The 26,030-nt window shown below is 75.0% G+C and carries 26 protein-coding genes; 13 read left to right on the forward strand and 13 right to left on the reverse strand.

Going from position 1 to position 26,030, the window contains the following annotated elements; translation table 11 throughout:
* Nucleotides 1-55 precede the first annotated feature (55 nt).
* On the reverse strand, nt 56-919 hold the full coding sequence (locus tag AMK19_RS09095) for a universal stress protein (protein ID WP_073809917.1): 864 nt from the start codon (nt 917-919) through the stop codon (nt 56-58).
* Between the two features lie 292 nt (nt 920-1,211).
* On the opposite strand from AMK19_RS09095, the gene AMK19_RS09100 reads away from it, so the two are divergent.
* The gene (locus AMK19_RS09100; protein WP_073809920.1) at nt 1,212-1,904 is read left to right on the forward strand and encodes a pyridoxamine 5'-phosphate oxidase family protein; all 693 of its coding nucleotides are present in this window, start codon (nt 1,212-1,214) and stop codon (nt 1,902-1,904) included.
* Nucleotides 1,905-1,952: 48 nt separating this feature from the next.
* Here the strand turns inward: AMK19_RS09100 and AMK19_RS09105 are convergent, their stop codons facing one another.
* Nucleotides 1,953-3,290, reverse strand: coding sequence for an MFS transporter (locus tag AMK19_RS09105; protein WP_073809921.1), 1,338 nt, complete (start codon nt 3,288-3,290; stop codon nt 1,953-1,955).
* Nucleotides 3,291-3,346: 56 nt separating this feature from the next.
* On the opposite strand from AMK19_RS09105, the gene AMK19_RS09110 reads away from it, so the two are divergent.
* Complete coding sequence (locus AMK19_RS09110) at nt 3,347-3,910, forward strand: CGNR zinc finger domain-containing protein (protein WP_241844309.1); 564 nt, start codon at nt 3,347-3,349, stop codon at nt 3,908-3,910.
* Nucleotides 3,907-5,427, forward strand: coding sequence for an SDR family oxidoreductase (locus tag AMK19_RS09115; protein WP_073809925.1), 1,521 nt, complete (start codon nt 3,907-3,909; stop codon nt 5,425-5,427). The genes AMK19_RS09110 and AMK19_RS09115 overlap by 4 nt, the downstream gene beginning before the upstream one ends.
* Before the next feature lie 26 nt (nt 5,428-5,453).
* Here the strand turns inward: AMK19_RS09115 and AMK19_RS09120 are convergent, their stop codons facing one another.
* A complete protein-coding gene (locus tag AMK19_RS09120) occupies nt 5,454-6,059 on the reverse strand; it encodes an SMI1/KNR4 family protein (RefSeq protein WP_073809928.1) in 606 nt (201 codons plus the stop codon).
* A gap of 136 nt (nt 6,060-6,195) precedes the next feature.
* Here AMK19_RS09120 and AMK19_RS09125 point away from each other — a divergent pair, with 136 nt between their 5' ends.
* From AMK19_RS09125 to AMK19_RS09135, 3 genes are all read left to right on the forward strand, one after another.
* Complete coding sequence (locus AMK19_RS09125; RefSeq protein ID WP_073809929.1) at nt 6,196-8,415, forward strand: NADP-dependent isocitrate dehydrogenase; 2,220 nt, start codon at nt 6,196-6,198, stop codon at nt 8,413-8,415.
* A gap of 129 nt (nt 8,416-8,544) precedes the next feature.
* Complete coding sequence (locus AMK19_RS09130) at nt 8,545-9,015, forward strand: NUDIX hydrolase (RefSeq protein ID WP_073809932.1); 471 nt, start codon at nt 8,545-8,547, stop codon at nt 9,013-9,015.
* Nucleotides 9,016-9,070: 55 nt separating this feature from the next.
* Nucleotides 9,071-9,991, forward strand: a complete 921-nt coding sequence (locus tag AMK19_RS09135; protein WP_083646616.1) for a CehA/McbA family metallohydrolase — start codon at nt 9,071-9,073, stop codon at nt 9,989-9,991.
* Nucleotides 9,992-9,998: 7 nt separating this feature from the next.
* Here AMK19_RS09135 and AMK19_RS09140 read toward each other — a convergent pair whose 3' ends face one another.
* A complete protein-coding gene (locus AMK19_RS09140) occupies nt 9,999-11,738 on the reverse strand; it encodes a cation:proton antiporter domain-containing protein (protein WP_073809933.1) in 1,740 nt (579 codons plus the stop codon).
* Between the two features lie 131 nt (nt 11,739-11,869).
* Here AMK19_RS09140 and AMK19_RS09145 point away from each other — a divergent pair, with 131 nt between their 5' ends.
* Nucleotides 11,870-13,210: an NAD(P)/FAD-dependent oxidoreductase gene (locus tag AMK19_RS09145; RefSeq protein WP_073809936.1), complete on the forward strand. Its 1,341-nt coding sequence runs from the start codon at nt 11,870-11,872 to the stop codon at nt 13,208-13,210.
* Nucleotides 13,211-13,325: 115 nt separating this feature from the next.
* The gene (locus tag AMK19_RS09150; protein WP_073809938.1) at nt 13,326-13,985 is read left to right on the forward strand and encodes a double zinc ribbon domain-containing protein; all 660 of its coding nucleotides are present in this window, start codon (nt 13,326-13,328) and stop codon (nt 13,983-13,985) included.
* A 57-nt stretch (nt 13,986-14,042) separates the two neighbouring features.
* Here AMK19_RS09150 and AMK19_RS09155 read toward each other — a convergent pair whose 3' ends face one another.
* Complete coding sequence (locus AMK19_RS09155; protein WP_241844310.1) at nt 14,043-14,288, reverse strand: hypothetical protein; 246 nt, start codon at nt 14,286-14,288, stop codon at nt 14,043-14,045.
* A 169-nt stretch (nt 14,289-14,457) separates the two neighbouring features.
* On the opposite strand from AMK19_RS09155, the gene AMK19_RS09160 reads away from it, so the two are divergent.
* Nucleotides 14,458-15,096 (forward strand): helix-turn-helix transcriptional regulator, encoded by a 639-nt coding sequence (locus tag AMK19_RS09160; protein WP_073809940.1) that lies wholly within the window; start codon nt 14,458-14,460, stop codon nt 15,094-15,096.
* A 32-nt stretch (nt 15,097-15,128) separates the two neighbouring features.
* On the forward strand, nt 15,129-15,608 hold the full coding sequence (locus AMK19_RS09165; protein WP_073809942.1) for a DUF3291 domain-containing protein: 480 nt from the start codon (nt 15,129-15,131) through the stop codon (nt 15,606-15,608).
* Nucleotides 15,609-15,656: 48 nt separating this feature from the next.
* Here AMK19_RS09165 and AMK19_RS09170 read toward each other — a convergent pair whose 3' ends face one another.
* The 3 genes from AMK19_RS09170 to AMK19_RS09180 all read right to left on the reverse strand — a co-directional run bounded on the left by AMK19_RS09170 (nt 15,657) and on the right by AMK19_RS09180 (nt 18,209).
* On the reverse strand, nt 15,657-16,433 hold the full coding sequence (locus tag AMK19_RS09170; protein ID WP_073809943.1) for a hypothetical protein: 777 nt from the start codon (nt 16,431-16,433) through the stop codon (nt 15,657-15,659).
* Nucleotides 16,434-16,497: 64 nt separating this feature from the next.
* Complete coding sequence (locus tag AMK19_RS09175; protein ID WP_073809946.1) at nt 16,498-17,439, reverse strand: serine/threonine dehydratase; 942 nt, start codon at nt 17,437-17,439, stop codon at nt 16,498-16,500.
* Between the two features lie 98 nt (nt 17,440-17,537).
* Nucleotides 17,538-18,209 (reverse strand): DUF5701 family protein, encoded by a 672-nt coding sequence (locus tag AMK19_RS09180; protein ID WP_073809947.1) that lies wholly within the window; start codon nt 18,207-18,209, stop codon nt 17,538-17,540.
* A 197-nt stretch (nt 18,210-18,406) separates the two neighbouring features.
* Between AMK19_RS09180 and AMK19_RS09185 the strand changes: the two genes are divergently transcribed.
* The gene (locus AMK19_RS09185) at nt 18,407-19,744 is read left to right on the forward strand and encodes a cryptochrome/photolyase family protein (RefSeq protein WP_073809950.1); all 1,338 of its coding nucleotides are present in this window, start codon (nt 18,407-18,409) and stop codon (nt 19,742-19,744) included.
* Here the strand turns inward: AMK19_RS09185 and AMK19_RS09190 are convergent.
* Nucleotides 19,738-20,544: a VOC family protein gene (locus AMK19_RS09190; RefSeq protein ID WP_073809951.1), complete on the reverse strand. Its 807-nt coding sequence runs from the start codon at nt 20,542-20,544 to the stop codon at nt 19,738-19,740. The two genes, AMK19_RS09185 and AMK19_RS09190, sit on opposite strands and share 7 nt — an antisense overlap.
* A 286-nt stretch (nt 20,545-20,830) precedes the next feature.
* Here AMK19_RS09190 and AMK19_RS35900 point away from each other — a divergent pair, with 286 nt between their 5' ends.
* Entirely contained in the window at nt 20,831-21,265 is a 435-nt protein-coding gene (locus AMK19_RS35900) for an STAS domain-containing protein (protein WP_073809954.1), read from the forward strand.
* Nucleotides 21,266-21,541: 276 nt separating this feature from the next.
* On the opposite strand, the gene AMK19_RS09200 is transcribed toward AMK19_RS35900, so the two are convergent.
* Complete coding sequence (locus AMK19_RS09200) at nt 21,542-23,131, reverse strand: sigma-70 family RNA polymerase sigma factor (protein ID WP_073809955.1); 1,590 nt, start codon at nt 23,129-23,131, stop codon at nt 21,542-21,544.
* A 382-nt stretch (nt 23,132-23,513) separates the two neighbouring features.
* Here AMK19_RS09200 and AMK19_RS09205 point away from each other — a divergent pair, with 382 nt between their 5' ends.
* Nucleotides 23,514-23,891 carry a hypothetical protein gene (locus AMK19_RS09205; RefSeq protein ID WP_073809958.1) on the forward strand — a complete coding sequence of 126 codons (378 nt, stop codon included), beginning with the start codon at nt 23,514-23,516 and terminating at the stop codon, nt 23,889-23,891.
* On the opposite strand, the gene AMK19_RS37020 is transcribed toward AMK19_RS09205, so the two are convergent.
* The 3 genes from AMK19_RS37020 to AMK19_RS09215 form a co-directional block, all read right to left on the reverse strand.
* Complete coding sequence (locus tag AMK19_RS37020) at nt 23,875-24,084, reverse strand: alpha/beta fold hydrolase (RefSeq protein WP_241844311.1); 210 nt, start codon at nt 24,082-24,084, stop codon at nt 23,875-23,877. The genes AMK19_RS09205 and AMK19_RS37020 overlap by 17 nt on opposite strands.
* 36 nt (nt 24,085-24,120) lie before the next feature.
* Complete coding sequence (locus tag AMK19_RS09210; RefSeq protein WP_241844312.1) at nt 24,121-24,648, reverse strand: alpha/beta fold hydrolase; 528 nt, start codon at nt 24,646-24,648, stop codon at nt 24,121-24,123.
* 122 nt (nt 24,649-24,770) lie between these two features.
* Nucleotides 24,771-26,030: an SLC13 family permease gene (locus AMK19_RS09215; RefSeq protein WP_073809960.1), complete on the reverse strand. Its 1,260-nt coding sequence runs from the start codon at nt 26,028-26,030 to the stop codon at nt 24,771-24,773.

Below are 26,030 nucleotides of genomic sequence, written 5' to 3' on the forward strand. Positions count from 1 at the left end.
CGACGGGGCGGCCTGGAGACCCGGCCCGGGGGAGGGGCCGGGGGCTGAGGGGGTGTCAGTCGTGCGGAACGACCGCCACCGGGGCCTGCGCGTGGTGGATCACCGCGTGCGCGACCGAACCGAGCTTCGGGCCGATGTTGAGGGTCCGCGTGCGACGGCCCACCACCACCAGGTCCGACTGCGCCGACGCCTCCACCAGCGCGGCCGCGCCGCCACCGGTCCGGACGTCCTCCAGCACCAGCGTCCGCGGGTACTTCTCCCGCCACGGCGCGACCGCGTCCGCGACCATTCCCACGGCCAGCGCACCCAGCTCCTGGCGCTCGCTCTCCACCGGGATCCAGCCCGCGTAGCCGTACGTCGGCGGCAGCTCCCAGCCGTGCACCACCCGCACCCGGGCGCCGCGCAGCTGCGCCTCCTCGAACGCGAACTCCATGACGGCGTCGGACGGTTCCATCGCGTCGAAGCCGACCGTCACCTCCGGCTCGGCCGACACCGCGGCCGGGCCGCCCTCGCGGACCAGCACCACCGGCGTCTTCGACCGGCCGGCCACGCCCAGGCTCACCGAGCCGACCAGCAGCCCGCGGAACCCGCCCAGGCCGCGGGTGCCGATCACCAGCAGCTGCCCCTGCTCGGCGGCGGCCGTCAGCCCGTCGATCGCCGAGTCCGGCACCAGTTCCGAGGAGACCGCCACCCCCGGGTACGCGGCCGCCAGCTCCTGGGCGATGTCGCCCATCATGGTCTGTGCGCCCGTCTCCAGCTCGTCCATCTTGACCAGGTCGTTGACCTTGCGGCCCAGGTACGGCCAGGCGTGCAGCAGCCGCAACGGCGCGCCGCGGCGGGCGGCCTCCTGGGCGGCCCAGTGGGCGGCGGCCCGGCTGCGAACGGACGCGTCTACGGCGGCAAGAACGGGACGAGTCATGGCAGTGCCTTTCCCTGTTCGGGTCCCCGCGGGCCTCTTCGCCCGCCTCGGGGTCGCTGACCACTCTTCCCCCACCCCGGAGGGCCCGCCAGGGTCGCGGGGCCCGCACGGGTGGGCCGTTGGTCCCGTTGGTGCAGGGACGTCCGTGACGGGTCGGAGCCGGTGCGCGGGGCGGTGCGCGGGGCGGTGCGCGGGGGCCGGGCCGGTTGCGCGGGGGAGCCAAACGGGCCCAAGGCCTCTGCCGGAGAGGCCCGGAGTCGCGCACCATGGAGGTACCGCCACCATCACGGAGGTGACCGAAGTGAGCACCGACGACGCACCCGCCACCGCCGGCGCACCGACCGGGCTCGCCCGGCGCTTCGCCGCCCGCCTCGCCGACCTCGGACTGACCGAGGCGCAGGCCGCGACCAAGGCCGGAATGTCGACCGCCTACCTGCGCCGGGTGCTCGACCTCGGCCGCGACTTCGACGCCCCGGCGCTGCTGCGACTCGCCGCCGTCTGCGGCCTCGACTACCAGGAACTGGTCGCCGGCCGTCCCGCCGAGCGCGTCCACGACGTCGCGCCCGGACCGCACTCCGACGGCGGCCCGCCGCTGGTCGGACCGCCGGTCCTCGGCGAGCTCGACGTCGCCGAGTGCTGGGACCGCCTCGGTGCCAGTGGCCTCGGCCGCCTCGCCCGCACCGGCCCCGACGGCCCGGTCGTCCGGCCCGTCGGCTACGTGGTGCACGACCGCACCGTCCTCTACCGGACCAACCCCGACGGTGCCCTCGCCCCCGACGCCGGCCGCGAGGTCGCGTTCGAGGTCGACCGCGCCGACCCCGACCTCCGTGAGGGCTGGAGCGTCCTGATGATCGGCCCCCTCGACTACGTCACCGAGCCGGACCTCCTCGCCGAACTCCCCCAGCCGCCCGCGCACGGCCGCTGGGTCCGCCTGACACCGACCACCGTCACCGGTAGGTCGATCCGCACCAACCGCGCGACCTGAACCCTGCCGGCCTGCGGGTCGGGTACCCGGTTGGCGCACTCGACACCCTCATCGACCCGAACCGCCCCCGCGACGCGCGGTCGGCGCGTTCCCGCGCCGGGACGGGCGGTACAGGGCCGTGGCGGCGGTCAGGGCGGCGGCGAGGGCCAGGGTGGCGGGCACCGAGCGGGTGGCCAGGGGGCCGGCCAGCGCGGCGCCGAGGGCGAAGGCGGTGATCTTGAGGCTGGCGCCGGTGGCGAAGATCTGACTGCGCAGGCGGGCCGGGGCCTCGCGGTGCCGGACGGCGAACAGGCCGGTCAGCTGCGGGCCCTCGCCGAGACCCGCCAGAACGGCGGCCACCACCAGGACGAGCGGCCCGCCGGTCGCGGCCAGGGCCAGTGCGGCCGCCTGGAGCAGCGCGCCGAACCGGACCGCCGCGTCCGGCGCGAGCAGGTGGGGGCGGCGGGCGAGCACCGCGTTCGCGAACAGGGCGGCCACCGCCGTGCAGGCCAGCAGGAGCGGGCCCCGGCTCGCGCCGCCGAGGGCGCGTTCGCCCAGCAGCGGCAGGCAGGCCGCCAGCATGCCCTGCCCTACGGACGCGCTGACCGAGACGACCGTCGCCCGCGCCAGCGCCGGCCGGGACGTCAACACCCTCAGGCCGGAGGCGAGTTCGGCGCGCAGGGAGACGGCTTCGCGGTCGGGCGCGGCGTGCTCGGGGCCCGTCGTGGGGCACAGCCGGGGCCGGTCGTCGTGCGGGTGCGGGTGCGGGTGCGGGTGTGGTTCGGTGCCGGTGCGGCCCGCCCGTGCGCCTCTGTTCGGCCGCCTGTCGTCGCGGCCCGCGCGGCTCGTCCCGTCGCGGGCGGGCAGGGCCCGGGCGGCCGGCAGCGCGGCGGCGATCAGGGCCGCCGCGATCAGGACGGCCGCGTCCTCGCCGAGTGCCGTCGCCGTCGCGCCCGCCAGGGCCGGGCCGGCGAGCGCAGCGGCGTCGTAGGTCATCGCATCGAGGGCGGTGGCCCGGGGCAACAGCGTTGCCACGCGCGGGAGTTGGGACGTCCATCCGGCGGACAGGGCGGGGCCGAGCAGGCCGACGGCGGCGGCCAGCGGGAGGACGGCAGGCAGGGGGATCCGGCCCAGGACGGCGAGGACCGCCAGCAGACCCGCCGCGTACAGCCCGAGCGACCGGGCCAGCAGACGGCCCGGCCGGGGGGAGCGGTCGAGGCGGATGCCGAGGAGGGGGCCGCCGAGGGCGGAGGCGGCAGTCAGGGCGGCGAGCAGCGCGGCGGACCCGCCGGTGGAGCCCGTCGCGGCGAAGCCGGCCAGCAGCAGCGCGGGACCGGACATCTCGTCACCGGTGCGGGCCAGCGCGGCACCGGTCAGGCAGCGGGCCAGGGGAGTACGGCTGATCACCCGCCGGACGCTACGTCGGTAACGGAAAACCCCACAAGGTGAGTTACATTGCCGACGTGCCGACCACCCCAGCCGCCCCGCGCCCGTCCGTCCTCACCTCGGCCCAGCGCGCCGCCGCCCTGATCAACGCCGCCACCGCCGACCCGTCCGCACTCGCCGAGATCCTGCGCGCGCACGGCGAACCCGAGCCCGTCGCGCTCACTGACGAGGACGCGGACGCACTGCGGGCCGCCGCGGGACTGCTGCGGGAGGTGTTCGACGCGCCCGACACCGACCGTGCGGCCGCCGCCCTCAACCGCCTGCTGCGCGAACACACCGGCCCGCTGCGGCTCACCACCCACGGCGGCGCCACCGGCTGGCACCCGCACCTCGACCGCGACGACGACGCGCCGTGGGACGAGTGGCTGATCGCCTCGTCCTGCCTGGCGCTGGCCGTGCTGCTGTGGGAGCGCGGCCGCCCGCCCGGCGGGAGCTGCGCGGCGGCGCGCTGCCGGAACGTGTACCTGACGCAGGGCAGCGGCCCCGAACGCCGCTACTGCTCCCGCCGCTGCGCCACCCGGGAGCGGGTCGCCGCCCACCGCCGCGCCCGGATCGCCGAGGAACCGCCGATCCGGGGATGATCGACCGAACCGACCGAACCGACCGGTGGAACGAGGAGGCGGAGACGGTGCGTTGTCTGGTGACCGGCGCGACCGGATATCTCGGCGGGCGACTGGTGCCCGAACTGCTGGCCGACGGCCACCGGGTGCGCTGCCTGGTGCGGGAGCCGTCCCGGCTGCGCGACCACCCGTGGCGCGGCGCGGTGGAGGTCGTCGCGGGGGACGTCACCCGGCCCGAGACCCTCGACGGGCCGCTCGACGGCGTGGACGTCGCCTACTACCTGGTGCACTCGCTCGGCACCGGCCCGGACTTCGAGAAGCTGGACCGGGAAGCCGCCCGCGCGTTCGGGCACGCCGCCGCCCGGGCGGGGGTGCGGCGGATCGTCTACCTGGGCGGGCTGGCGCCGCGCGACGTGCCCGAGGGGCAGCTCTCGCCCCACCTGCGCTCCCGCGTCGCCACCGGGAGGGCGCTGCGCGAGGGCGGCGTGCCCGTCACCGAGCTGCGGGCGGCCGTGGTGATCGGCTCCGGCTCGGCCTCCTTCGAGATGCTGCGCCACCTCACCGAACGGCTGCCCGTGATGGTCACCCCGCGCTGGGTGGACACCCGGATCCAGCCGATCGCCGTCCGCGACGTCCTGCGGTACCTGGTCGGCGCGGCCGGACTGCCGGACGGACCCGACACCGACCGGGTGTTCGACATCGGCGGGCCCGAGGTGCTCACCTACCGCGCCATGATGCAGCGCTACGCCCTGCTGGCTGGCCTGCGACGCCGGGTGATCGTCGCGGTGCCGGTGCTCAGCCCGGGACTGTCCGCGCACTGGGTCGGCCTGGTGACGCCCGTCCCCGGCACCCTGGCCCGGCCGCTGGTCGAGTCGCTGCGGCACGAAGTGGTGTGCGCCGAACACGACGTGGCGCGCTGGATCCCCGACCCGCCCGGCGGCGCGATCGGCTTCGACCGGGCCGTCTCGCTCGCGCTGCGCCGCATCCGCGACGACGAGGTCGCCACCCGCTGGTCCTCCGCCTCGCTGCCCGGCGCGCCCAGCGACCCGCTGCCCACCGACCCCGACTGGGCGGGCGGCAGCCTCTACCAGGACGTCCGGGAACGCCACGTCGACGCCGACCCGCAGGCGCTGTGGCAGGTGGTGGAGGGCATCGGCGGCGAGCACGGCTGGTACTCGTTCCCGCTCGCCTGGTGGGTGCGCGGCGCGCTCGACCGGCTGGCCGGCGGCGTCGGCCTGCGGCGCGGACGGCGCTCGCCCGGGCGACTGCGGGTCGGCGACTCCCTCGACTTCTGGCGCGTCGAGGAGATCGAACCCGGCCGCCTGCTCCGCCTGCGCGCCGAGATGCGCCTGCCCGGCCTGGCCTGGCTCGAACTCACCGTCACCCCCGAGAGCGGCGGCGCACGCTACCGCCAACGCGCGCTCTTCCACCCCCACGGCCTCGCCGGCCAGGCCTACTGGTGGTCCGTCGCCCCGTTCCACGCCGCAGTCTTCGGCGGCATGGCCCGCAACATCGCCCACCGCGCAGAGACCCGCTGACGACACGGACCCTCGCGGGAGCCCGCTCAGTCGGCCGGCCGCCACTCCAGGTCGGCCCCGGGGGCGAGGACGGCGAGCAGCGGTGGCTGCGCACCGCCGAGGGCCGCGTGCTGCCGCAGGACGGGCGTGCCCGTCTCCAGCGCGTCGGCGACGTCCCGGAGCATCGCGGCCACCGACGTCCAGAGCGGAACGTCCGGTGCCCAGGTCTCGTGGTCCCAGTGCAGGACCGCGCCGCAGCCGTCGCCCGGCCGCAGGTCGACGACCAGCCCGTCGCCGCCCGGGTCCATGGCGATCGGCAGAAGCTCGCGCCGGTAGCGGGGCTCGGGCAGGCCGTCCGGCCCGAGCGACTCGCCCTCCTGCTCGGCGACCAGCAGCCAGATCGCGTGCGTCTCCAGGGCCTCGTCCAGCGACAGCGGGGCGAACGCCTCCGGCAGCCAGTGGTCCGCGGACACGCCGGGCAGCAGCCACCAGTCCCGCAGGCCGTCCGGCAGCGGCAGGCCCAGGTCCGCGGCGAAGGCGTCCAGGCGGGCGGCGTCCGCGACCGGGCGCAGCGGGGGCTGTCGGAGGCGGGGGGAGAGCAGGGTTTCGAGGTGTTGCCAGGTGGTCGGGACGGTGGGAAACGGCGAGGTCATGGCAGCAGTCTGGCCGGTCCTGCCGACATCGGGCGGGGCCCGTCGGGGGACGTGTGCGGGGGGTTGGTTGCGGAGATGCCCCCGAGTCGAGATATCTTGACGTCAAGACGTTGCAGACGTGGAAGCTGGAGCTACGGTGACTGACTCGACCATCATCTACACCCACACGGACGAGGCGCCCGCCCTCGCCACGTACTCCTTCCTGCCGGTTGTCCAGGCCTACGCCGCCACCGCAGGTGTGAGCGTGGAGACCCGGGACATCTCGCTGGCCGGTCGGATCATCGCCGTCTTCCCGGAGTACCTCCAGGAGGACCAGCGCATCGCGGACGCCCTCGCCGAGCTGGGCGAGCTGGCCAAGACCCCCGGCGCGAACATCATCAAGCTGCCGAACATCTCGGCCTCCGTCCCGCAGCTGAAGGCCGCCATCGCGGAGCTGCAGGCCCAGGGCTACGCGCTGCCGGAGTACCCGGACGAGCCGAAGACCGACGAGGAGCGCGACGTTCGCGCCCGCTACGACAAGGTCAAGGGCTCCGCCGTCAACCCGGTGCTGCGCGAGGGCAACTCGGACCGCCGCGCCCCGCTGTCGGTGAAGAACTACGCCAAGACCCACCCGCACCGCATGGGTGCCTGGTCGGCCGACTCCAAGACCAACGTCGCCACCATGGGCGTCAACGACTTCGCCTCCACCGAGAAGTCCGCCGTGATCGCCGCCGACGGCGCGCTGCGCATCGAGCTGGTCACCGAGGACGGCACCGCCACCGTGCTGCGCGAGACGGTCCCGGTGCTGGCCGGCGAGGTCGTCGACGCGTCCGTGATGCGCGCCGCCGCGCTGAACGAGTTCCTGGCCGCGCAGGTCGCCCGCGCCAAGGCCGAGGGCGTGCTGTTCTCGGTGCACCTCAAGGCCACCATGATGAAGGTCTCCGACCCGATCCTGTTCGGCCACGTGGTGCGCAGCTTCTTCCCGAAGACCTTCGCCGCGTTCGGCCCCGAGCTGGTCGCCGCCGGTCTGAACCCGAACAACGGCCTCGGCGGCATCCTGGCCGGCCTGGACAAGCTCGCCAACGGCGCCGAGATCAAGGCCTCCTTCGACGCCGAGATCGCCGACGGCCCGGCCCTCGCCATGGTCGACTCCGACAAGGGCATCACCAACCTGCACGTCCCCAGCGACGTCATCGTGGACGCCTCGATGCCGGCCATGATCCGCACCTCCGGCCACATGTGGGGCCCGGACGGCAAGGAGGCCGACACCCTGGCCGTTCTGCCGGACAGCTCCTACGCGGGCGTCTACCAGGCCGTCCTCGACGACTGCCGCGCCCACGGCGCGCTGAACCCGGCCACCATCGGCTCGGTCCCGAACGTCGGCCTGATGGCCCAGGCCGCCGAGGAGTACGGCAGCCACGACAAGACCTTCGAGATCGGCGCCGCCGGCACCGTCCGCCTGGTCGACGCCAACGGCGAGACCGTGCTGGAGCAGGCCGTCCAGCCGGGCGACATCTTCCGCGCCTGCCAGACCAAGGACCTGCCGATCCAGGACTGGGTCAAGCTGGCCGTCACCCGCGCCCGCGCCACCGGTGACCCGGCCGTGTTCTGGCTGGACTCGAACCGCGCGCACGACGCCGTGCTGATCGAGAAGGTCAACACCTACCTCCCCGAGCACGACACCGAGGGCCTGGACATCCAGATCCTGTCCCCGGTCGAGGCCACCAAGCTCTCCCTGGAGCGCATCCGCCGCGGCGAGAACACCATCTCCGTCACCGGCAACGTGCTGCGCGACTACCTGACCGACCTGTTCCCGATCCTGGAGCTGGGCACCAGCGCCAAGATGCTGTCGGTCGTCCCGCTGATGGCGGGCGGCGGCCTGTTCGAGACCGGCGCCGGCGGCTCCGCCCCGAAGCACGTCCAGCAGCTGGTCAAGGAGAACTACCTGCGCTGGGACTCGCTCGGCGAGTTCTTCGCGCTGGCGGCCTCCTTCGAGCACCTGGCCACCACCACCGGCAACTCCGGCGCCAAGGTCCTCGCCGACACCCTGGACCGCGCCACCGGCACCTTCCTCAACGAGGACAAGTCGCCGTCGCGTCGCCTCGGCGGCATCGACAACCGCGGCAGCCACTTCTACCTGTCCCTGTACTGGGCCCAGGAGCTGGCCGCGCAGACCGAGGACGCCGCGCTGGCCGCCGCGTTCGCCCCGCTCGCGCAGTCCCTCGCCGAGCAGGAGCAGGCCATCGTCGACGAGCTGATCGCCGTCCAGGGCCAGCCCGTCGAGCTCGGCGGCTACTACCAGCCCGACCCGGCCAAGGCCGCCGCCGTGATGCGCCCGTCGAAGACCTTCAACGACGCGCTCGGCACCCTGGCCTGACGCACCGTCGGAGCGCCGCCGCCACATCCCCTCGCGGGGCGGGCGGCGGCGCTCCGCGTTTTCCGGGCGCCCCGGACACGCCTCGGACGGTGGTTGATCCCCGGTCCCGGCGCTGCCTAGGGTGCGGGCATGGCCACTCCGAAGTTCATCCTCGACCTGCGCGAGCACATCGGGCACGCCCCGCTCTGGCTGTCCGGCGTCACCGCGGTGGTCGTGGAGGAGGGCAGGATTCTGCTCAACCGCCGCTCCGACAGCGGGCGTTGGGCGCTGCTGCACGGCATCGTCGAGCCCGGTGAGCAGCCCGCCGACGCGGTGGTGCGGGAGGTGCTGGAGGAGACCGGCGTCACCGTCCGCCCCGAGCGGATCAGCAGCGTGTTCACCCTCCCCGCCTCTGTCTGCGCCAACGGCGACCGGGTCCAGTTCCTCAACGTCGCCTTCCGCTGCCGCTACCTGGCCGGTGACGCCCACGTCAACGACGACGAATCCCTCGCCGTGGACTGGTACCCCCTCGACGCCCTCCCGCCGCTCTCCGCGAACGACACCCTGCTGCTCGACAAGGCCCTCGCCGACGCCCCCGCCCCCTGGTTCGCCCTCGGCTGATCCGCTCGCGGAACTCCCCTGCGGTGCAGCGCCGTTGACGGCGGGGAGGTGGACGATGGGCGACTGGTACCGGGGCGACTGCCATGTGCACTCGGTGCACTCGGACGGTCGGCTCACGCCCGCCGAACTGGCGGCGGCGGCGCGCGCCGCCGGGCTGGACTTCCTGGCCGTCACCGAACACAACTGCCCTGCCCCGCCCGGCGTTTGGGCCGAACTCGGCGGCGAAGACCTGCTGATCCTGCTCGGCCAGGAAGTCACCACCCGCACCGGCCACTGGCTGGCGCTCGGCCTGCGCCCGGGGCAACTCGTCGACTGGCGGCACCGGGTGGGCGATCCGGCCTTCGACCGGGCGCTGCGCGAGGTGCGGGCGGCCGGCGGTCTGTGCGTCGCCGCGCACCCCCATGCGCCGTACCCGGGCGGGGACTTGATGTTCCCGCTGGAGGCGTTCGACGCGGTCGAGGTGTGGAACGGCGAGTGGACCTCCGACCGGCCGTGGAACGCCGACAACCATGCCGCGCACGCCGAATGGGGCCGCCGACTGGCCGCCGGGGTGCGCGCCGGACGCCCACAGCCGGCCCTCGGCAACAGCGACGCCCACCTGCCGGGCCAGCTCGGCACCCCGCAGACCGTCGTCCACGCCGAGCAGCTCGACGCCCCGGCGATCCTCGCCGCGCTGCGCGCCGGGCGCAGCTGGATCGCCGAATCCGCCGCCGTGGAGCTGGAGTTCACCGCCGAGGCGGACGGCCGCCGGGCCGGCATCGGCGAGCGCCTGGCCACCGGCGGCCGCCCCGTCGCCCTGCACCTTGACCTCGCCGGAGTGCCCGACCCGCAGGTGCGCGTCCACACCGAACGCGGCAAGGCGCGGTGGCAGGCGGGCCTGACCGCGGATGCCGCCGGGACGTCCTTCGTGCGGGTCGAGGTCCGCCACCCGGACGGGCGGCCGGCGGCGCTGACCAATCCGATCCTGCTGGAGTGAGGCCGCGTCAGGGCGGGCCGAGGGTGATGCGTTCGGTGATCTGCCCGGGCTTGGCGGGGCGGCCCCGGGGGGTGGCGGGGAGGAGGGTGCCGGTGCGGTCGAGGGTGAAGAGGAGGGTGTGGCCGGGCGGGAGGGGGCCGTGGGCGGGGTGGCGGCGGACGGCGGCGCCGGCGGCGTGGCGGCGGGCGAGTTCGGGGGCGGTGAGGGCGGCGGGCAGGACGGAGTCCGGCGGGCCGGGGGCGGTGATGCCCGGGCCGGGCCGGGTGGCGGCGAGGCGGTGCACCGGGAGCGGGGTGGTGTCCCGCAGGACGGTGGCGGCGAGGGCGTTGAACTCGTCCTCGGGGGTGAGCAGGTAGACCGCGGTGATGCCCTCCTGTTCGGCGGTCTCGGCGAGCAACTCGCCTTCCGCGAGCGGGAGTCCGGCGGCGGTGATGCGGGAGCGCTGCTCGTCGCGGCCGGCCCAGAGCAGCACGTCGAGGCCGGCCGAGCGCAGTACGGTGGCGAGTTCGACCGTCCACGGTTCGCCGCCGACCAGCAGCGGGCGCGAGCGGGCCCGGCGCACCACGTGCAGCAGGCGGGCGACGGGGACGGCGGTGAGGCCGTACAGGGTGACGGTGGCGACGACGACCACGAACGTCGCGGGCAGGATCTTCTGCGCGCCGCCGACGCCGGCCGCGACCAGGCCCGTGGAGAAGGCCGCGGCGGTGGACGCGGCGACGATGCCGCGCGGCGCCATCCAGCCGACGAAGGCCCGCTCGCCCTCCGTCAGCCCGCAGCCCGCCGTGGACAGCGCGCCGACCAGCGGCCGCACCAGCAGCACCAGGACGGCGACCAGCCCGAGCGCGGGCAGCAGCACCGGGCGCAGCGCGGACCAGGAGACGGTGGCGGAGATCGACACGAACAGCACGCCGACGATCAGCGACACCAGGGTCTCGAAGAACGGCCGCCGGGCGGGCAGGTCGAACGCGGGGACGGTGGCGACCACCACGCCCATCACGATCGCGGTGATCAGCCCGGTGTCGTCGCGCAGCGCGTCGGCCGCCGCGGCGACGCCCAGCACGGCCGCCAACTGGACGCTGGTGCCGAGGACTTCGCCGAGCCGCACGCGCACCAGCAGCCACCACAGCAGGGCCACCCCGAGCAGCCCGAGGGCCAGGCCGACGCCGACACTGGCCGCGAACCCCAGCAGGCCGCGGCCGAGGGTGCGGTGCTGCTCGTTGAGCAGGGCGTGGAAGACCAGCGCGCCGAGGATGCCGCCGACCGCGTCGATCAGCGAGCCCTCCCACAGCCGGATCCGCTGCACCCGCCCGGTCGGCCGGACGAAGTTCAGCAGCGGCCCGACCACGGTCGGCCCCGACACCACCAGGATCGCGCCGAGCATCACCGCCGCCCCCGCCGACAGCCCGAGCAGCGGGGCCGCCACCAGCGCGGCGGTCGGCGCGGTCAGGGCGACGCCGACCCACACCAGCCGGACCACGGCGTGCCGGGTGCCGCCGGTGAGCCGCCGCAGGTCCAGGCCGAGCCCGGCGTCGTACAGCACGACCGCGACGGCGAGCGACACCAGTGGGGAGAACGCCGGGCCGAGCAACCGGTCCGGATGGACGTCGTCGGTGAGCGCGCCCGCCGTGAACCCGGCCGGCAGCAGCAGGATGATCGCCGGGACGCGCAGCCGGGCCGCCAGCACCTGGGACGCCACGGCGAGCACCACCGTCAGCCCCGACCCGATCAGGATCTGTTCGGAAGTCACCGGCCAATCCCACGACGGACATTGACGATCCGTCGGCTCGCAACGCCCGCAGGGTCGCCCGGACGGCGCAGTGGCGGTCGGACCCGCGCGCCCCGGTGACGGTGCGCGTCGCGTCCCCTACTGTACGGTGCATGAGTCCTGCGGGGAGGGCGGTCGGGGACCGCGGCACGGCGGTGGTGATCGGCGGCGGGCCGGCCGGGTGCCTGGCCGCGTGGGCGCTGCGCGGCGTCGCGCGGCGGGTCGTGGTGGTCGAACGCGACCGCTACCCGGACGGCACGGACTTCCGCGCCGGCGTCCCGCAGGGCCGGCACGGGCACCTGCTGCTGGAGGCCGGGCACCGCGCCATCGAGGAGCTGATGCCCGGAGCGCTCGCCGAACTCCTCGCCGCCGGAGCCCAGTTGGTGGCCATTCCGAGCGGCCTTCGGGTGCTCACCTCGGTCGGGCACCTCGCCCCCTACGACAGCGAGGTGACGATCCTCAGCTGCAGCCGGCCGCTGCTCGACCGCACCGTCCTCGACCGGGTCCGCAGCGAACCGTCGATCGAGATCCTGGAGGGCGCCGAGGTCGTCGGCCTGCTCGGCAGCCGGCAGGGCGTCACCGGCGTGCAACTGCGCGAACGCGGCCGCGAGGGCGCGCCCGTCACCGACCTCGCCGCCGAACTGGTCGTCGACGCCGCCGGGCGCGGCACCCGCTCGGGACGGTGGCTGATCGGGCTGGGCTTGCCCAGCACGCCCGTGGAGCGGATCGACGCCGGTGTCGCCTACGCCAGCCGGTTCTACCACCGCCCGCCCGGGCGCGAGGACCAACTCGCCCTCGACGTGCAGACCCGCGCCCCCGAGCACGGCCGGTTCGCCGTCCTGCTGCCCGTCGAGGGGAACCGCTGGCTGGTCAGCCTCGGCGGCATGCGCGGCTTCGAACCGTCCATCCAGCCGCAGGAGTTCGAGAAGCAGCTCGGCGAACTCCGGGACCCCGCCATCGCCGAGGCCATCGCCGGCGCCGAACCCGTCGGCCCGGCACGGGGGTTCGTCCCCGGCCCGAGCGTGTGGCGGCGCCACGAACGCACCGACCCGCCCGGCTTCCTCGCCCTCGGCGACGCCGCGTGCACCTTCAATCCGGTCTACGCGCAGGGCATCAGCGTCGCCGCGCTCGGCGCCCGCGCGCTGCGCGAGGCCGCCCGCCGGCACGGCGCCCTCGGGCCCGCCACCGTCCGCGAGGCCCGCCGGGCGATCTGCGCCGTCACCCGGCACCCCTGGGTGATCGCCGCCAACGAGGACGTCCGCTTCGCCGGCACCATAGGCGGCGAACGCGGCCCCGTCGTCCGCCTCCAGCACCGCTACCTCGACCGCGTCCTCGCCCGTGCCACCACCGACGCCACCGTCTCCGCCGCGTTCCACCGCGTCGTCTCCATGGTGGAACCGCCGAGCGCACTGTTCCGTCCCTCCGTGCTGGGACCAGTCCTCTTCGGCCGCTGACCCCCGTCAAAGGGGCACCACCAGGCAGAAGTTCGGGGGCCGGTCCCGGCTCCGGCACGGCCGTGTGGGAGCCTTGCGGCGAACCTGTGAGAACTGTGGGGGTAGGACGGCGGCCATGAGTGAGATCTACTTCAGCAACAACTACCGGGACCTGAGCGAGCAGTACGGCACCGGCGCGGGATACCAGTTCGAGTTCTCCTGCTCACGCTGCTACGACACCTGGCGCTCACCCTTCGAGCCGTTCCGCACCGGGCAGGCCGCGAGCTGGATCAACAAGGGCGTCAACGCCGCGTGGAGCCTGCTCGGCGGCAGCGCCTCCAACGGCCTCACCAACGCCGCCGACGGCCTGGCCGGGGCGAGTTGGGGCAGCGGCCGCGACGCCGCCTTCGAGCGCGCCGTCGGCAACGCCCAGCAGCACTTCAAGCGCTGCGCCCGCTGCACCCACTACGTCTGCGAACGCTGCTGGAACGCCGCCCAGGGCCTGTGTCTGGGCTGCGCGCCCGACACCGCCGCCGAGGCCGTCGCCGCCACGCAGCGCGGCCTCAACGACGCGGTGGTGGAGAACGCGTACCAGCACGGCCAGTCGCAGGCCCGGAACTTCGACGTCACCGCGCCGCGCCAACTCGTCTGCCCGCAGTGCAGCGCCGAGACGCACGGCACCCCGTTCTGTCCGGCCTGCGGCTTCCGGCTCGCCCAACCCGCGCAGTGCACCTCCTGTCACGCGGACGTCCCCGCGAACTCGGCGTTCTGCCCCGGCTGCGGCACCCGCCGCTGACCGCACGCGCCGCTGACCGCACCGGCCCCGGCCGCACCTCGCGTGCGGCCGGGGCCGTCAGGTGCCGACGCTGGGCAGCAGGAGGATGCGGTCGGGGTCGTACGGGCGCCAGTGCGGCTCGGCGCCGATCAGGCGCAGACGGCACCAGGGGGTGCCGTCGGGGGCGTGCCACCAGGCGTTGATGCGGCCGAGGGTCCAGTTGTCGGAGTCGTCGAGGCGGACCTCGACGGGTTGGTAGGCGGGGCGGACTTCGGGTTCCGGCGGGCACCAGGCGGGGTCGGTCCGCAGCTGCGGAGGGAGCACTGTGGGCCTCCTTCGAGTCCGATCGGGAGAGCTCACTCTACAGAGGTGTAGATAGTGCTGGCGGGGAATCCCCGAGCCTGGCGCAACGTCGCCGTCCCGGCAGCGGATTCGCGCCACCGGGCGGCCGCACGGTTCTTTCGGGTACGACTGCTGGTCATAGACTCGCCGAATGACTGCTGAGGACGACTCGTACGCGGTGCTGGGCGCGCTGGGCGACCCGGTGCGGCGCAGGCTGTACCGGCATGTGGCGGGGGCGCCGGAGGAGGTGGGGCGGGACGCGGCGGCGGAGGCGGTCGGGATCTCCCGGTCGCTGGCCGCGTTCCACCTGGACAAACTGGTCGAGGCCGGGCTGCTGACGGTCTCCTACCGGCGGCTGTCGGGCCGGACCGGCCCGGGCGCCGGGCGGCCGGCCAAGCTGTACCGGCGGGCGGAGGGGGAGTTCGCGGTGTCGGTGCCGCCGCGCTCCTACGACGCGGCCGGCCGGCTGCTCGCCGAGACGGTCGAACGGGCCGGGCTGGACCTGGAGTTGCAGGCGGCGGCGAAGGCCGCCGGCGCGGCGGAGGCGGACGCGGCCGGGGCGGACCTGGAGGAGGCGCTGCGGGCCCGCGGCTACGCGCCGTTCCGGGACGGCGAGGTGCTGCGGCTGCGGAACTGCCCGTTCCACGCGCTGGCCGAGGCGTTCCCGGGCCTGGTCTGCGGGATGAACCTGGCGCTGCTGGACGGCCTGGCGGGGGAGGAGTGGTCGGCGAGGATGGCGGCGTGCCCGGGCGGATGCTGCGTCGCACTCTCTAAAAACAAAAATCATTGACGATAGATCGTGGGGCGGGCCATGCTTGCCCCATGACCGGTTATCAGCTCGCCCAGATCAACATCGGCCGCCTCCTCGCCCCACGCCACTCCCCGCTGGTCGCCGACTTCGTCGACCAGCTCGACGAGATGAACGCCCTCGCCGAGCGCAGCCCCGGTTTCGTGTGGCGGCTGGTGGACGACGCGGAGCCGGCGGCGGTCGCCGCGCACCCCGAGCTGGCCGACGAGAAGTTCCAGCTCAACTGCTCGGTGTGGGAGTCCGTCGAGGCGCTGTGGGAGTACGCCTTCCGCAGCGACCACCTGCGGGTGCTGAGCCGCCGCCGCGAGTGGTTCGAACGCCCCGACGGCCCGCACCAGGCCCTGTGGTGGGTCCCGGCCGGTCACCGCCCGACCGCCGCCGAGGCCATGGGCCGCATCGCCCGTCTCCGCGACCACGGGCCCGGCCCGGACGCCTTCACCTTCCGCGACCGCCACCCGGCGCCGGAAGCCCGGGCGGCGGGCGTACGGGTCTGAGCGGTCGTGCGGGCCCGGCAGTCGTGCAGGCCGGGGGAGAGAGAGGTCTCAGGTGCGGGGGCCGGCGACCTCGGGGCTCAGGCGGATGATGCTCAGGTCGATCTGCCCGAAGCCGTCCTCCCAGCCCATGACGGCCTCGCACGCGTAGTCGTCGAGGCCGAAGGCGCGGGCGTCGTCGAACATCGGCATCAGGCCCACCTCGCCGTCGGTGAGGAAGTAGGAGACGTGGGCGCGCAGGCCGGGGTGCGCGACGGTCGCGAGGTCCTCCTCCCAGCCCTCCTCCGGGGCGACCTCGAACGGGACCAGGTCCTCGGGGGTGCGGCCGGTGTCGAGGGCGGCGCGGAACGCGTCCAGCAGGGTGCCGTCGGAGCGCAGACGGGCGAAGTGGACCACCCACCTGCCCGGATGCTCCGCCAGGTCGACGCCGTGCTCGACCAGCAGCGGGGCGAGGTCCGCGCCGCGGATCAGGCCGTCGGAGAAGCAGGCCGCGGCCACGGCGGACGCGAACGGCTCCGGCAGGGCGGGCGAGTCGCGGTCGGCGGGGATGCCGAAGATCGAACCGGCGGCGTCGAAGACCGGGGTACGGACGCTGTCGTCGAACAACGAGGCGTCCCAGCACACCGGTTCGGCCCCGCTCAGCGCCTGCGGCCGCACCCAGGCGGGGTCGTGGTCGAACTCGACCTCGTTGATCAGGTTGCCGCCGACGCCGGCCGCGTACACCGCGTCCGGGTCGAATTCGTGCAGCGGGCGGCCGATCATCATCCCGAAGGCGTCGGCGAGTTGACGGTCCCAGTCGCTGTCGACCGGGGCGTGGCGAGAGGTCATGGGCGGCACCGTAGCGCCGCCCTCCGACAGGGCGGACACGGCGGAGCCAAAATCTGACGGAACGTCAGGCCAGCGTCCCCGGATCGGTGTTGGCCCCGCACAGAACCACGCACACCCGCTCGCCCTCGGCGGGCCGGTACCCGCCGCCGGTGAGCGCGGCGAGCGCCGTCGAGGCGGCGTGCTCCACTGCCAACCGGTGGCCGTCCCACAGGAGTTGACGCGCCCGGACGATCTCCTCGTCGGACACCAGGACGCAGCTCACCCCGTCCTGCCCGGCGGCCCGCAGCGCGGCCGCGGAGGCCCGCCGGGCGCCCAGCGAGTCGGCGGCGACCGACTCCACGGTGACGTCCACCGGCCGGCCCGCCGCCACCGCCGCGTGCAGCGCCTGCGAACCCGCCGGCTCCACGGCGACCGTCCGCACCCCGTGCTCGCGCGCCGCGGTGGCCACGCCCGCGAACAGCCCGCCGCCGCCGACCGACACCACCACCGTGTCCACGGACGGGAGCCGGTCGCGCACCTCGTCCAGCAGGGTGCCCGCGCCGGCGGCGATCAGCGGATGGTCGTAGGCGTGCGAGGCCAACGCGCCCGAGGCCGCCGCGAACTCCTCGCAGGCCGCCAGCGCCTCCGCGTACTCGCGGCCCGCCAGCCGCACCTCGGCCCCGTAGCCGCGCAGCCGGGCCACCTTCACCGCCGGAGCGTTCTCCGGCAGGAACACCGTCGCCCGGACGCCCTGCTGCCGGGCCGCCCAGGCGCACGCCAGGCCCGCGTTGCCGCCCGACGCGATGGTCACCCCCGCGTCGGGCAACGTGCCGGCCTCCCGGTGCGCCTGGACGAAGTTCTGCGCGCCGCGGGCCTTGAACGACCCGGTGTGCTGCAGGAGTTCGAGCGCCGCCCAGACCTCGCCCGCCCCGCCGGGCAGGTCGAGCGGGGCCACCGCGACGGGCCGGACCCGCCCGGCGATCCGCTCGCCGGCCGCCTTGATGTCGCCGTACGTGAGCTGCTGCACGCTGTTGCTCCTGCCGCGTCGAGGCTGTGCGCGGGCCGCTGCCGCGTCCCGCGCCGTTCGGACCCGACGGTACTCGAACGTCCGGTCCGGGCCGGGGTCTACGGGTGGCGGCCGGTCGCGGAGGCGAAGCCGAGCCAGGTGTGCCGGTTGCCGGCCCAGCACCAGCCGACCTTCGGCGCGTCGCGGCGCTCGCGGCCGTCGCGCCCGGTGCCGTTGCTGATCCACAGCGCCGGGGTGCGGGCGTCGAGCGCGCCGGTGGGCTTGCGCAGCCGGGAGCCGATGGTCATGAAGCAGTGGTTGCGTTCCAGTACCTCGGGCCGTTGCAGCACCCAGTGGATGCCCTCGGTGAGCAGCAGTGGAGTGCGGTCCTCGGCGGTCAGGGCCGGGAGCGCCTCGTCGGGGCTCCAGTTGGCCATCCGGTCGCCCCGGTCGAGGCCGGTGAGCAGGTACAGCGGCGCGTCCGGCAGCGACACCGTCCCGATCGGCCCGAAATCGTCCACGTCCGGCATGTCGACGACGACGAAACCCGCCTTCCCGTCCCGGCGCAGCAGCGGCGCGAGCGCGGACGCGGGGGCGAGGTCGGGACGGACGGCGAGCAGGGCGCCGTCGGCGGGCACGGTGGTCTCCGCGGCCGCGGCGAAGGCGCGCAGGTCGGCGGCCGACAGCCGGGCGGTCTCGTGCACCCCCAACGCGACCAGACGCTCGGCCTGGGCGCCGAGCGGCGGAAGGACCGAGTGGACGGCGGACACGGCGGACGTGAGTTCGGGCATGGCGCTCCCAAGGGCGGAAAGGCGGCGGGGACCTCGGAGAAACGTGGCCGCGCGCCGGGATGTTCCCGATGTCGCAAGGAAGTTGGCACCGAATGCTCATCCGCGGCGGCGTTCGCTCCGAAGAAGACAGGGGGACACCCGTCCCCTGCGGCCCGCCCGTCCGGCCCGCACCCCCCACGGAAGGCGTGCCCCCCGCCATGACCGTCGCCGTCGTCCTGTTCACCCAGGACCTGCGCCTGCACGACAACCCCGCCCTGCACGCCGCGTGCGCCGAGGCCGACCAGGTGGTGCCGCTGTTCGTCACCGACCCGGCGATCGCCGCGGCCGGCTTCGACGCCCCCAACCGCCTTGCGTTCCTTGCCGGTTGCCTCGCCGACCTGGACACCGCGCTGCGCCGCGCCGGCAGCGCGCTGCTGGTGCGCCACGGCGACACCGCCGAGCAGACCGCCCGGCTGGCCGCCGAACTCGACGCGACGGCCGTGCACCTCGCCGCCGGGGTCAGCGGCTACGCCCGGCGGCGCGAACAGCGACTGCGGCACGCCCTCGGGGACCGCCTGCGGGTCCACGAGGGCTCGCTGACGGCCGTGCCACCCGGCGCGGTGACGCCCGCCGGACGCGACCACTACGCGGTGTTCACCCCCTACCACCGGGCCTGGCAGCAGGTCCGCCGCCGCACCCCGCTGCCCGCGCCCCGCGCCGTCGCCACCCCGACCGGACTGCGCGGCACGGACGTCGAGGCCGCCGAGCCGACCGCCGCCCGCCTGCCCGAACCCGGCGAGAGTGCCGCCCGCCGGGCCTGGCGGCACTGGCACAGCGGCCAGTACGCCGACCTGCACGACGACCTGGCCGCCGACGGCACCTCGCATCTGTCGCCGTACCTGCACTTCGGCTGCCTGTCCGCGAACGAGCTGGTCCAGCTCGCCGAGCGGCGCGGCGGACCCGGCGCGGACGCCTTCGTCCGGCAGCTGGTGTGGCGCGACTTCCACCACCAGGTGCTCGCCGCCCGCCCGGCCGCCGCACACGCCGACTACCGCACCCGGAACGACAGTTGGCGCACCGACGCGGACGAACTCGCCGCCTGGCAGCAGGGCCGCACCGGGTTCCCGATCATCGACGCCGGGATGCGGCAGCTCGCCGAGACCGGCTGGATGCACAATCGGGCCCGACTGCTCACCGCGAGCTTCCTGGCCAAGTCCCTGTACCTGGACTGGCGGTTCGGCGCCCGCCACTTCCTCGCCCACCTGGTCGACGGCGACCTGGCCAACAACCAGCTGAACTGGCAGTGGGTGGCCGGCACCGGCACCGACACCCGACCCAACCGGGTCCTCAACCCCCTTGCCCAGGCCGACCGTTACGACCCCGACGGGGCGTACGTCCGCCGCTGGGTGCCCGAACTCGCCGAGCTGCCCGGCCGCGAGATCCACCGCCCCTGGCGGGCCCGCCGACGTCCCGCCGACTACCCCGACCCGCTGATCGACCCCGACAGCACCGGGCACCGCCTGCGGGAGGCGCGCGGCCTGACAGGCGGTCAGTAGGTCGGCACCGCCGCCGGGGTCATCAGCACGAAATCCGCGCCCGCGCCGTCCAGGCACACCGCCATCCGTCCGATGCCCGGTGCGTCCGACGGGCCCACCACCACCTCGCCGCCCTTGGTGCGCACGGTGGCGGCGGCCGCGTCGCAGTCGGTGACCGTGAACACCGGGTGCCAGTCCGGCACGCCCTGGGACAACGACAGTTGCTCGGCCGGCACCTGGAGGACGCCGCCGTGCATCCGCTCCCGGGGCTGACCGGCCGGGGTGACGATGACGTACGTCCCGTCCCCGCCGCCGGGCATCGCCATCTCCTCGCGCTGCCAGCCGAACACCGCCTCGTAGAACGCCAGCGCCGCCGACGCGTCCGAGGTGTACAGCTCCGTCCAGCACAGCGCGCCCGGATCGTCCGTCGCCTCCAGGCCGCGCGCCCGGCCCGGCGTCCACGCCGCGAACCGGCCGCCCTGCGGGTCGGTGAACTGCGCCACCGCCGCCCAGCCGTCCGCGTCCTGCGGCTCCACCCGCACCGTGCCGCCCGCCCGCAGGACGGAGGCGGCGGTCTCGTGGACGTCCGGGGTGAAGAAGTACAGCATCCACGCCGAACGGGCCCCGCGCTCGGTCAGCAGCCCGATCCCCGCAGCCGTGCGGCCTCGCGACGTGGCCAGTCCGAAGGCGCCGCCGGAGTCCTCCATCGGCTCGAACTCCCAACCCAGCACCGCCCCGTAGAAGTCGCCGGCGGCCGACACGTCCGGCGCGCCCAGGTCCAGCCAGCACGGTGAGCCGGGCACGAAATCGGTGGTGATCATGGCGGTCTCCCTTCGCCGGGCACTCCCTCCCAGCCTGTCACCGGCCCCCGGACGGCGCGTCCCGGCCGGGACGTCGAGCGCCCGCCTCCGGTACCGCCAAGCGGAGGAAATCCTGTGCAGATCGTCGGGTGAAGCATTGAATTCGACCGTCGAACGGATTCCTGACATGACATTTCGCGGAAATTCCTCCCTCCAGCCGCGAAATCGTCACTCGGAACAGGGTTCGGGCCGTCGGAATCGGGCAGAGGCCGCATACCCCCCGCGATCCCAGGAGAAAGGCACCAGAGTGGCACTGAGCGTGAGCTACGGGGAGCGATACGGCTGGACGGTCGTCCAGGTCGCCGGCGAGGTGGACATCAGTGGAGTCTCCGCACTCCGCGAGCGTCTCCAGCGGCTGGTCACCGAAGGCTGTCTGCGCATGGTGGTGGACATCAGCCGGGTCGACTTCTGCGACTCGACCGGCTTCGCCGTGCTGGTCGCCACCCGCCGCATGCTGTCCTCCCGCGGCGGCCGGCTCCGGCTGGTCCTCCCCGGACCCGAGACCCACACCCGCAAGATCCTCCAACTCTTCGGAATCCAAAGGATCTTCGACGTCCACGACTCCGTCGACGACGCCCTCGCGGACCTGCGCGAGGCCTTCATGAACGAGAGCAAGGCGAACGCGGACGGCAACGACGCCGTCCCACGCCCCCGGGAGGGCAGCCGCGCCGTCGCCGACTGACCCGCCGGGCGGGCAGGGCCGGGGCGCGTCAACGTCGACGTCAAGGACGACGACGACTGAGGCGGCGGCACGGGCGACGACCGCGCGGCTGTATGGCTGTATGGCTTGAACGACCGTATGACTGCACGGCTTGAACGACTGCACGACCGTAGGACTGGACGACCGTACGACTGCACGACCGCATCCGCGGCGTCGACGGAGACGACCGCACCGGCAGCGGGCAGGCCGCAGTGTCGAAGGCGACGGCCGCGGCTACCGCACCACGGCCCGGGGCCATCAGCCCGGAGTGCCGAAATCCTGCGTCCACCAGGGACCACCCGTGCCTTGGTGCACCCCCACGCCCAGCTCCGTGAACGCGCAGTTCAGGATGTTCGCGCGGTGGCCCGGGCTGTTCATCCAGCCCGCCATCACCGCGGCGGCGTCCTTCTGCCCGCGGGCGATGTTCTCGCCCCACTCGCTCCACTCGTACCCGGCGGCGTCGATCCGCTCCTGCGGGCCGTCGCCGTCCGGGTTCGTGTGGTCGAAGAACTTGCGCTCCGCCATGTCGTCCGACTGTTCCTGCGCCGCCGCCGTCAACCGGTCGTTGGCCTTGAGCGCCGAACAACCCGCCTGCGCGCGCTGCGTGTTGACCAGGTCCAGCACCTGCTGTCCGAGATCCCCCGACACCCGCCGGTTGGCCGCCTTCACGCCCGGCGACGCGGACGCCTGACCGGACGGCGAGGCCGACGCCTTCGCACTCGGCGAGGCGGACGAGGACGCGGAGGGGGAGGCAGAGGCGGAGGCCGACGCGGAGGCCGAAGTCGAGACGGACGCGGAACCGGACGGCGCCGTGCCGTTCGCCGGAGCGGCCAACGCCTCCGCCGGCTCCGGACCGGCCGCCACCTGCTGACCGCCCGGCGTCGAGGACGAGTCCGACAGTCCCACCGCCACCACCAGCCCCACCACGACGGCCAGCACCCCGCCGCCCACCAGCACCCGGCCCGGCCCCCGACGCGGCGCCGCCCGCCGACCGTGCCGCGCCCCCGCCCGGTGCGAGCCGCCCCGCGAACCGGCCCGGTGAGCGCCCGGCCCGCCCGGTACCGACCCCGCCAGGTCCAGCGGCAGTGAGGTGAGAGCGTCCGGCAGTGGCACCAGCGCCAGGCCCGCCAACAGCCCCTCGGCCGGCATCAGCCCGCGCCGCTGCTCCCCGCACGCCGCGCACTCGCGCACATGACGGCCGATCCGCTTGCGCCACAGCGCACTCGGCACCCCGTCCCAACCCGCCGTCAACTCCGCCAGCCACGCACACCCCGGCACCGCCGCCAGCGCCCGCACCGCGACCCGGGCCGCCTCCAGCTGGCCCTTCATCCGCTGCACCCGCACCGCCGCGTGCTGCGGCGACACCTCCAACGCGGCCGCCAACTCCGCCCGGGACAGCTCGCCCGCCGCCTCCAGCCACCACAGCGCCAGCAGGTCCCGGTCGCCCTCGTCCAGCCAGCGCGTCGCCTCCGCGACCTCCCGCCGCTGCTCCGACAGGCCCAACCGGACGATCGTCAACCCGACGAAGTCCGCCGACGGGTCCGCGACCGCCGCCGGATCCGGCACCGCGCCGGCCCCGCTGTCGTCCCGGAAGCGGCGGCGCACCTGGTTCAGCGCGATGGCCACCAGCCAGCTGCGGAACCCGGCCGGATCCCGCAGCCCCGGCAGCCCGTCCACCGCGCGCAGCATGGTCTCCTGCACCACGTCGTCGGTGTCCGGATGCCCCGACAGCGCCCGGCCCACCACGTTGTACACCAGCGGCAGGTGGCCACCCACCAGCTCCGCCACCGCCTGCCGGTCTCCGTGCTGCGCCTGACCGACCAGCGTCGCCACCTGCCCACTGTCCACAGCCCGGACCGTCCTCGTGTTCTCGCGTCGTGCCCTCACACCCATCGGAGATCCACCGGCGGACGGCGGATAACGAAAAAGGTGCCGAGAAATCTCCCCGACGTGGGGAAATCTCCCCTGACCCCGGGCCGGAAGCGACCCTATGGCCTGCGGGACGGGCGGTGCCAGGCGCGACAGGTGGGGCTGGCAGGACATTCATCCCGGCCGAGCAGCGGGTTCGGCTGTTCGGCAGCGTGGCCGATCGGCCGGCCGGTGGAACGGGGGGATCGATGTTGAACGTGTTCAGTTCTGTGGCATGATGACGTGCGCGAACCATTGGGCTCGGGGGAACAGGGAAGCAGTGGAGAACGAGGCTGCGGCTGCGGGGAGGAGCGCCCGTCTGGTGGCGCGGGCCGTCGGCTGGACGGTGCTGGCGTTCGTCGGGCCGTTCATCGGGATGGTCGTGCTCAGGAACGTGCTCGTCGGACCGCCGGTGGGCGCGATCGTCCTCGGCACCGTCCCGGGCGTTTTCCTGGGCCTGCGGCTCGGACGGAACCGGGCCTGGGCGACGCTGGCGGTCACGGTGGCGGTCGGGATCGCCGTGCTTCCGGCGGGCGGCTGCGCGATCGGCCTGGGGGGTCTGGACAACACGGCGGTCTGGATGCGGGGCCTGGCGGCGGCCGGTGCGGTGCTCTACGTGCTGCCGCTGGTGGCCGCCACCGGAGCGGCGGTGTGGCTCGCGGGCCGGAGGCGACGCCTCGGCGTCAGCGGGCGGCCGTGACCTGTTCGACCGCCCGCAGGACGGCGTCGGGCGCCCGCAGCGGCAGCAGGTGGTCGACGCCGGGCAGCCGGACCGGCTCGCAGCCGAGCCCGGCGGCGGTCCGCTCCGCGCAGTCGACCGCCGGGCGGCGGTCGAGGTCGCCGATCAGCACCGCCGCGGGCACGCCGGACAGTTCGCCGAGACGGTCGAACACCGGCGGGTCGACCCGCTGGTGGACGTCCTCGCCGGGTCAGGCGCGGGCCGCCGAACGCAACTGCTCGACAGCCGCCGCGTCCGAACCGGACGCCGCCCACTCGCGCAGCCCGAACGCGGTCAGCCCCGCCAGATCGCCCGCCGCCACCAGCCGCTCGTCCTCGGCGTCCGACTCCGGCTCGTCCGGCCACGGGTAGCCGGGCACGCCCGGGCAGGCCAGCACCAGCGACGCCACCCGTCCGGGGTGCCGCAGCGCGAAGCCGAGCGCCGTCCCGCCGCCCATGCTGCACCCCACCAGGTGGACCCGGTCGAGCCCGAAGCGGTCCAGTACCGCGTGCAGGTCGGCGACGTGCGAGTAGCTGCCGGCGGGCTCCGGCGAGCGCCCGTAGCCGCGCACGTCGTACCGGACGAGCCGGTGGCGCGCGGTGAGCCGGTCCCACAGGCCGTCCCAGATCCGCGAGTCGCCCACCCCGGGGTGCAGCAGCACCAGCGGCGGCCCGTCGCCCCCGGAGTCCTGCGCCCACACGGCGCCGTCGCCGCACTCGACCAACCCGCTCGATGTCATGCCGGCCATTCTCGGAGCCGGACCGGCGGCGGCGCATCCGACTTCGCGCGCCGCGCCCAGGCGCCGAGCTCGGGCGTCGTGCTCAGACGCCGGTGCTCGGGCGTCGTGCCCAGCCGTCGCGCTCAGCCGCCGAGCAGGCGCAGGGAGGCCCAGAGCGCCAGGACGGCGGCGGCGAGGGCGGCCGGCGTGGTGAGCACGCCGAGGAGGGTGAAGGTGCGCAGCCCGCCGTCGTCGATCGCGCGGGACTGGACGATGCGCCGCCACAGCAGGGTGGCGAGCGAGCCCGCGTAGGTGAGGTTCGGGCCGATGTTGACGCCCAGCAGGACGGCCAGCACCGCGCCCGCGCCCGACGGTGCGGCGAGCGGGACGAGCAGCAGCGTCGCGGGCAGGTTGTTCACCAGGTTCGCGAGCAGCGCGGCCAGCCCCGCCAGCGCGAACAGCGCCGGCAGCGAATCGCCGGACGGCACCAGGCCGGCCGGCCACCCTGCCGGACCGTTGTCCACCACCGCCTTCACCACCACGCCCAGCGCCAGCACGAACGCCAGGAACGGCAGCGCCGCCGCGCCCACGATCCGGCGGGCGTCGGTCCGTCCCGCTGCCAGCGCACGGACCGCCAGCACCGTCGCGCCGGCCGCCGCCGCCCAGGCCGGGGAGACGCCGCACGCGGACGCGACCACGAACCCGGCCAGCGTGCCCGCCACCGTCAGCAGCGCGAACCGCGGCAGCCGAGGCCGCTCGACGGGCGCCGGAAGGGCGGCCGGGACGGCCAGATCGGCGGCGAAGAACCGGCGCAGCAGCAGGTACTCGACGCCGACCGCCGCCAGCCACGGCAGCGCCATCAGCGCGGTGAACCGGCCGAACGTCAGGCCGCTGGCGGCGAACGCGAGCAGATTGGTCAGGTTCGACACCGGCAGCAGCAGCGACGCGGTGTTGGCGAGGTGCCCGCACGCGTACACGTGCGGCCGGGCCCGGACGGCGAGCACCCCGGCCGTCGCCGCCACCACCGGCGTCAGCAGCACCACCGTCGCGTCCAGGCTGAGCACCGCCGTCACCACCGCCGCCACCCCGAACACCTGACCCAGCAGCCGCACCGGCCGGCCGCCCGACGCGCTCGCCATCCAGCGGCCGCACGCCTCGAACAGCCCCTCGTCGTCGCAGAGTTGAGCCAGTACCAGGACCGCCGCCAGGAACCCCGCCACCGGCCCGAGCCGGCCCAGCTCGGTCCACGCGGCCGCCGGCGACACCGCGCCGACCGCGACCAGCAGCGCCGCCGCCGGAACCGCGACCACCGCCTCCGGCCACCCGAACGGCCGCCGCACCGCACTCACCAGCACCACGCCCAGCAACCCCAGCGACAGCACCTCGGCGCCCACCGCGCCCAT

It is taken from the genome of Kitasatospora sp. CB01950 (assembly GCF_001905465.1).
In the GTDB taxonomy this organism is placed as follows: Bacteria; Actinomycetota; Actinomycetes; order Streptomycetales; family Streptomycetaceae; genus Kitasatospora.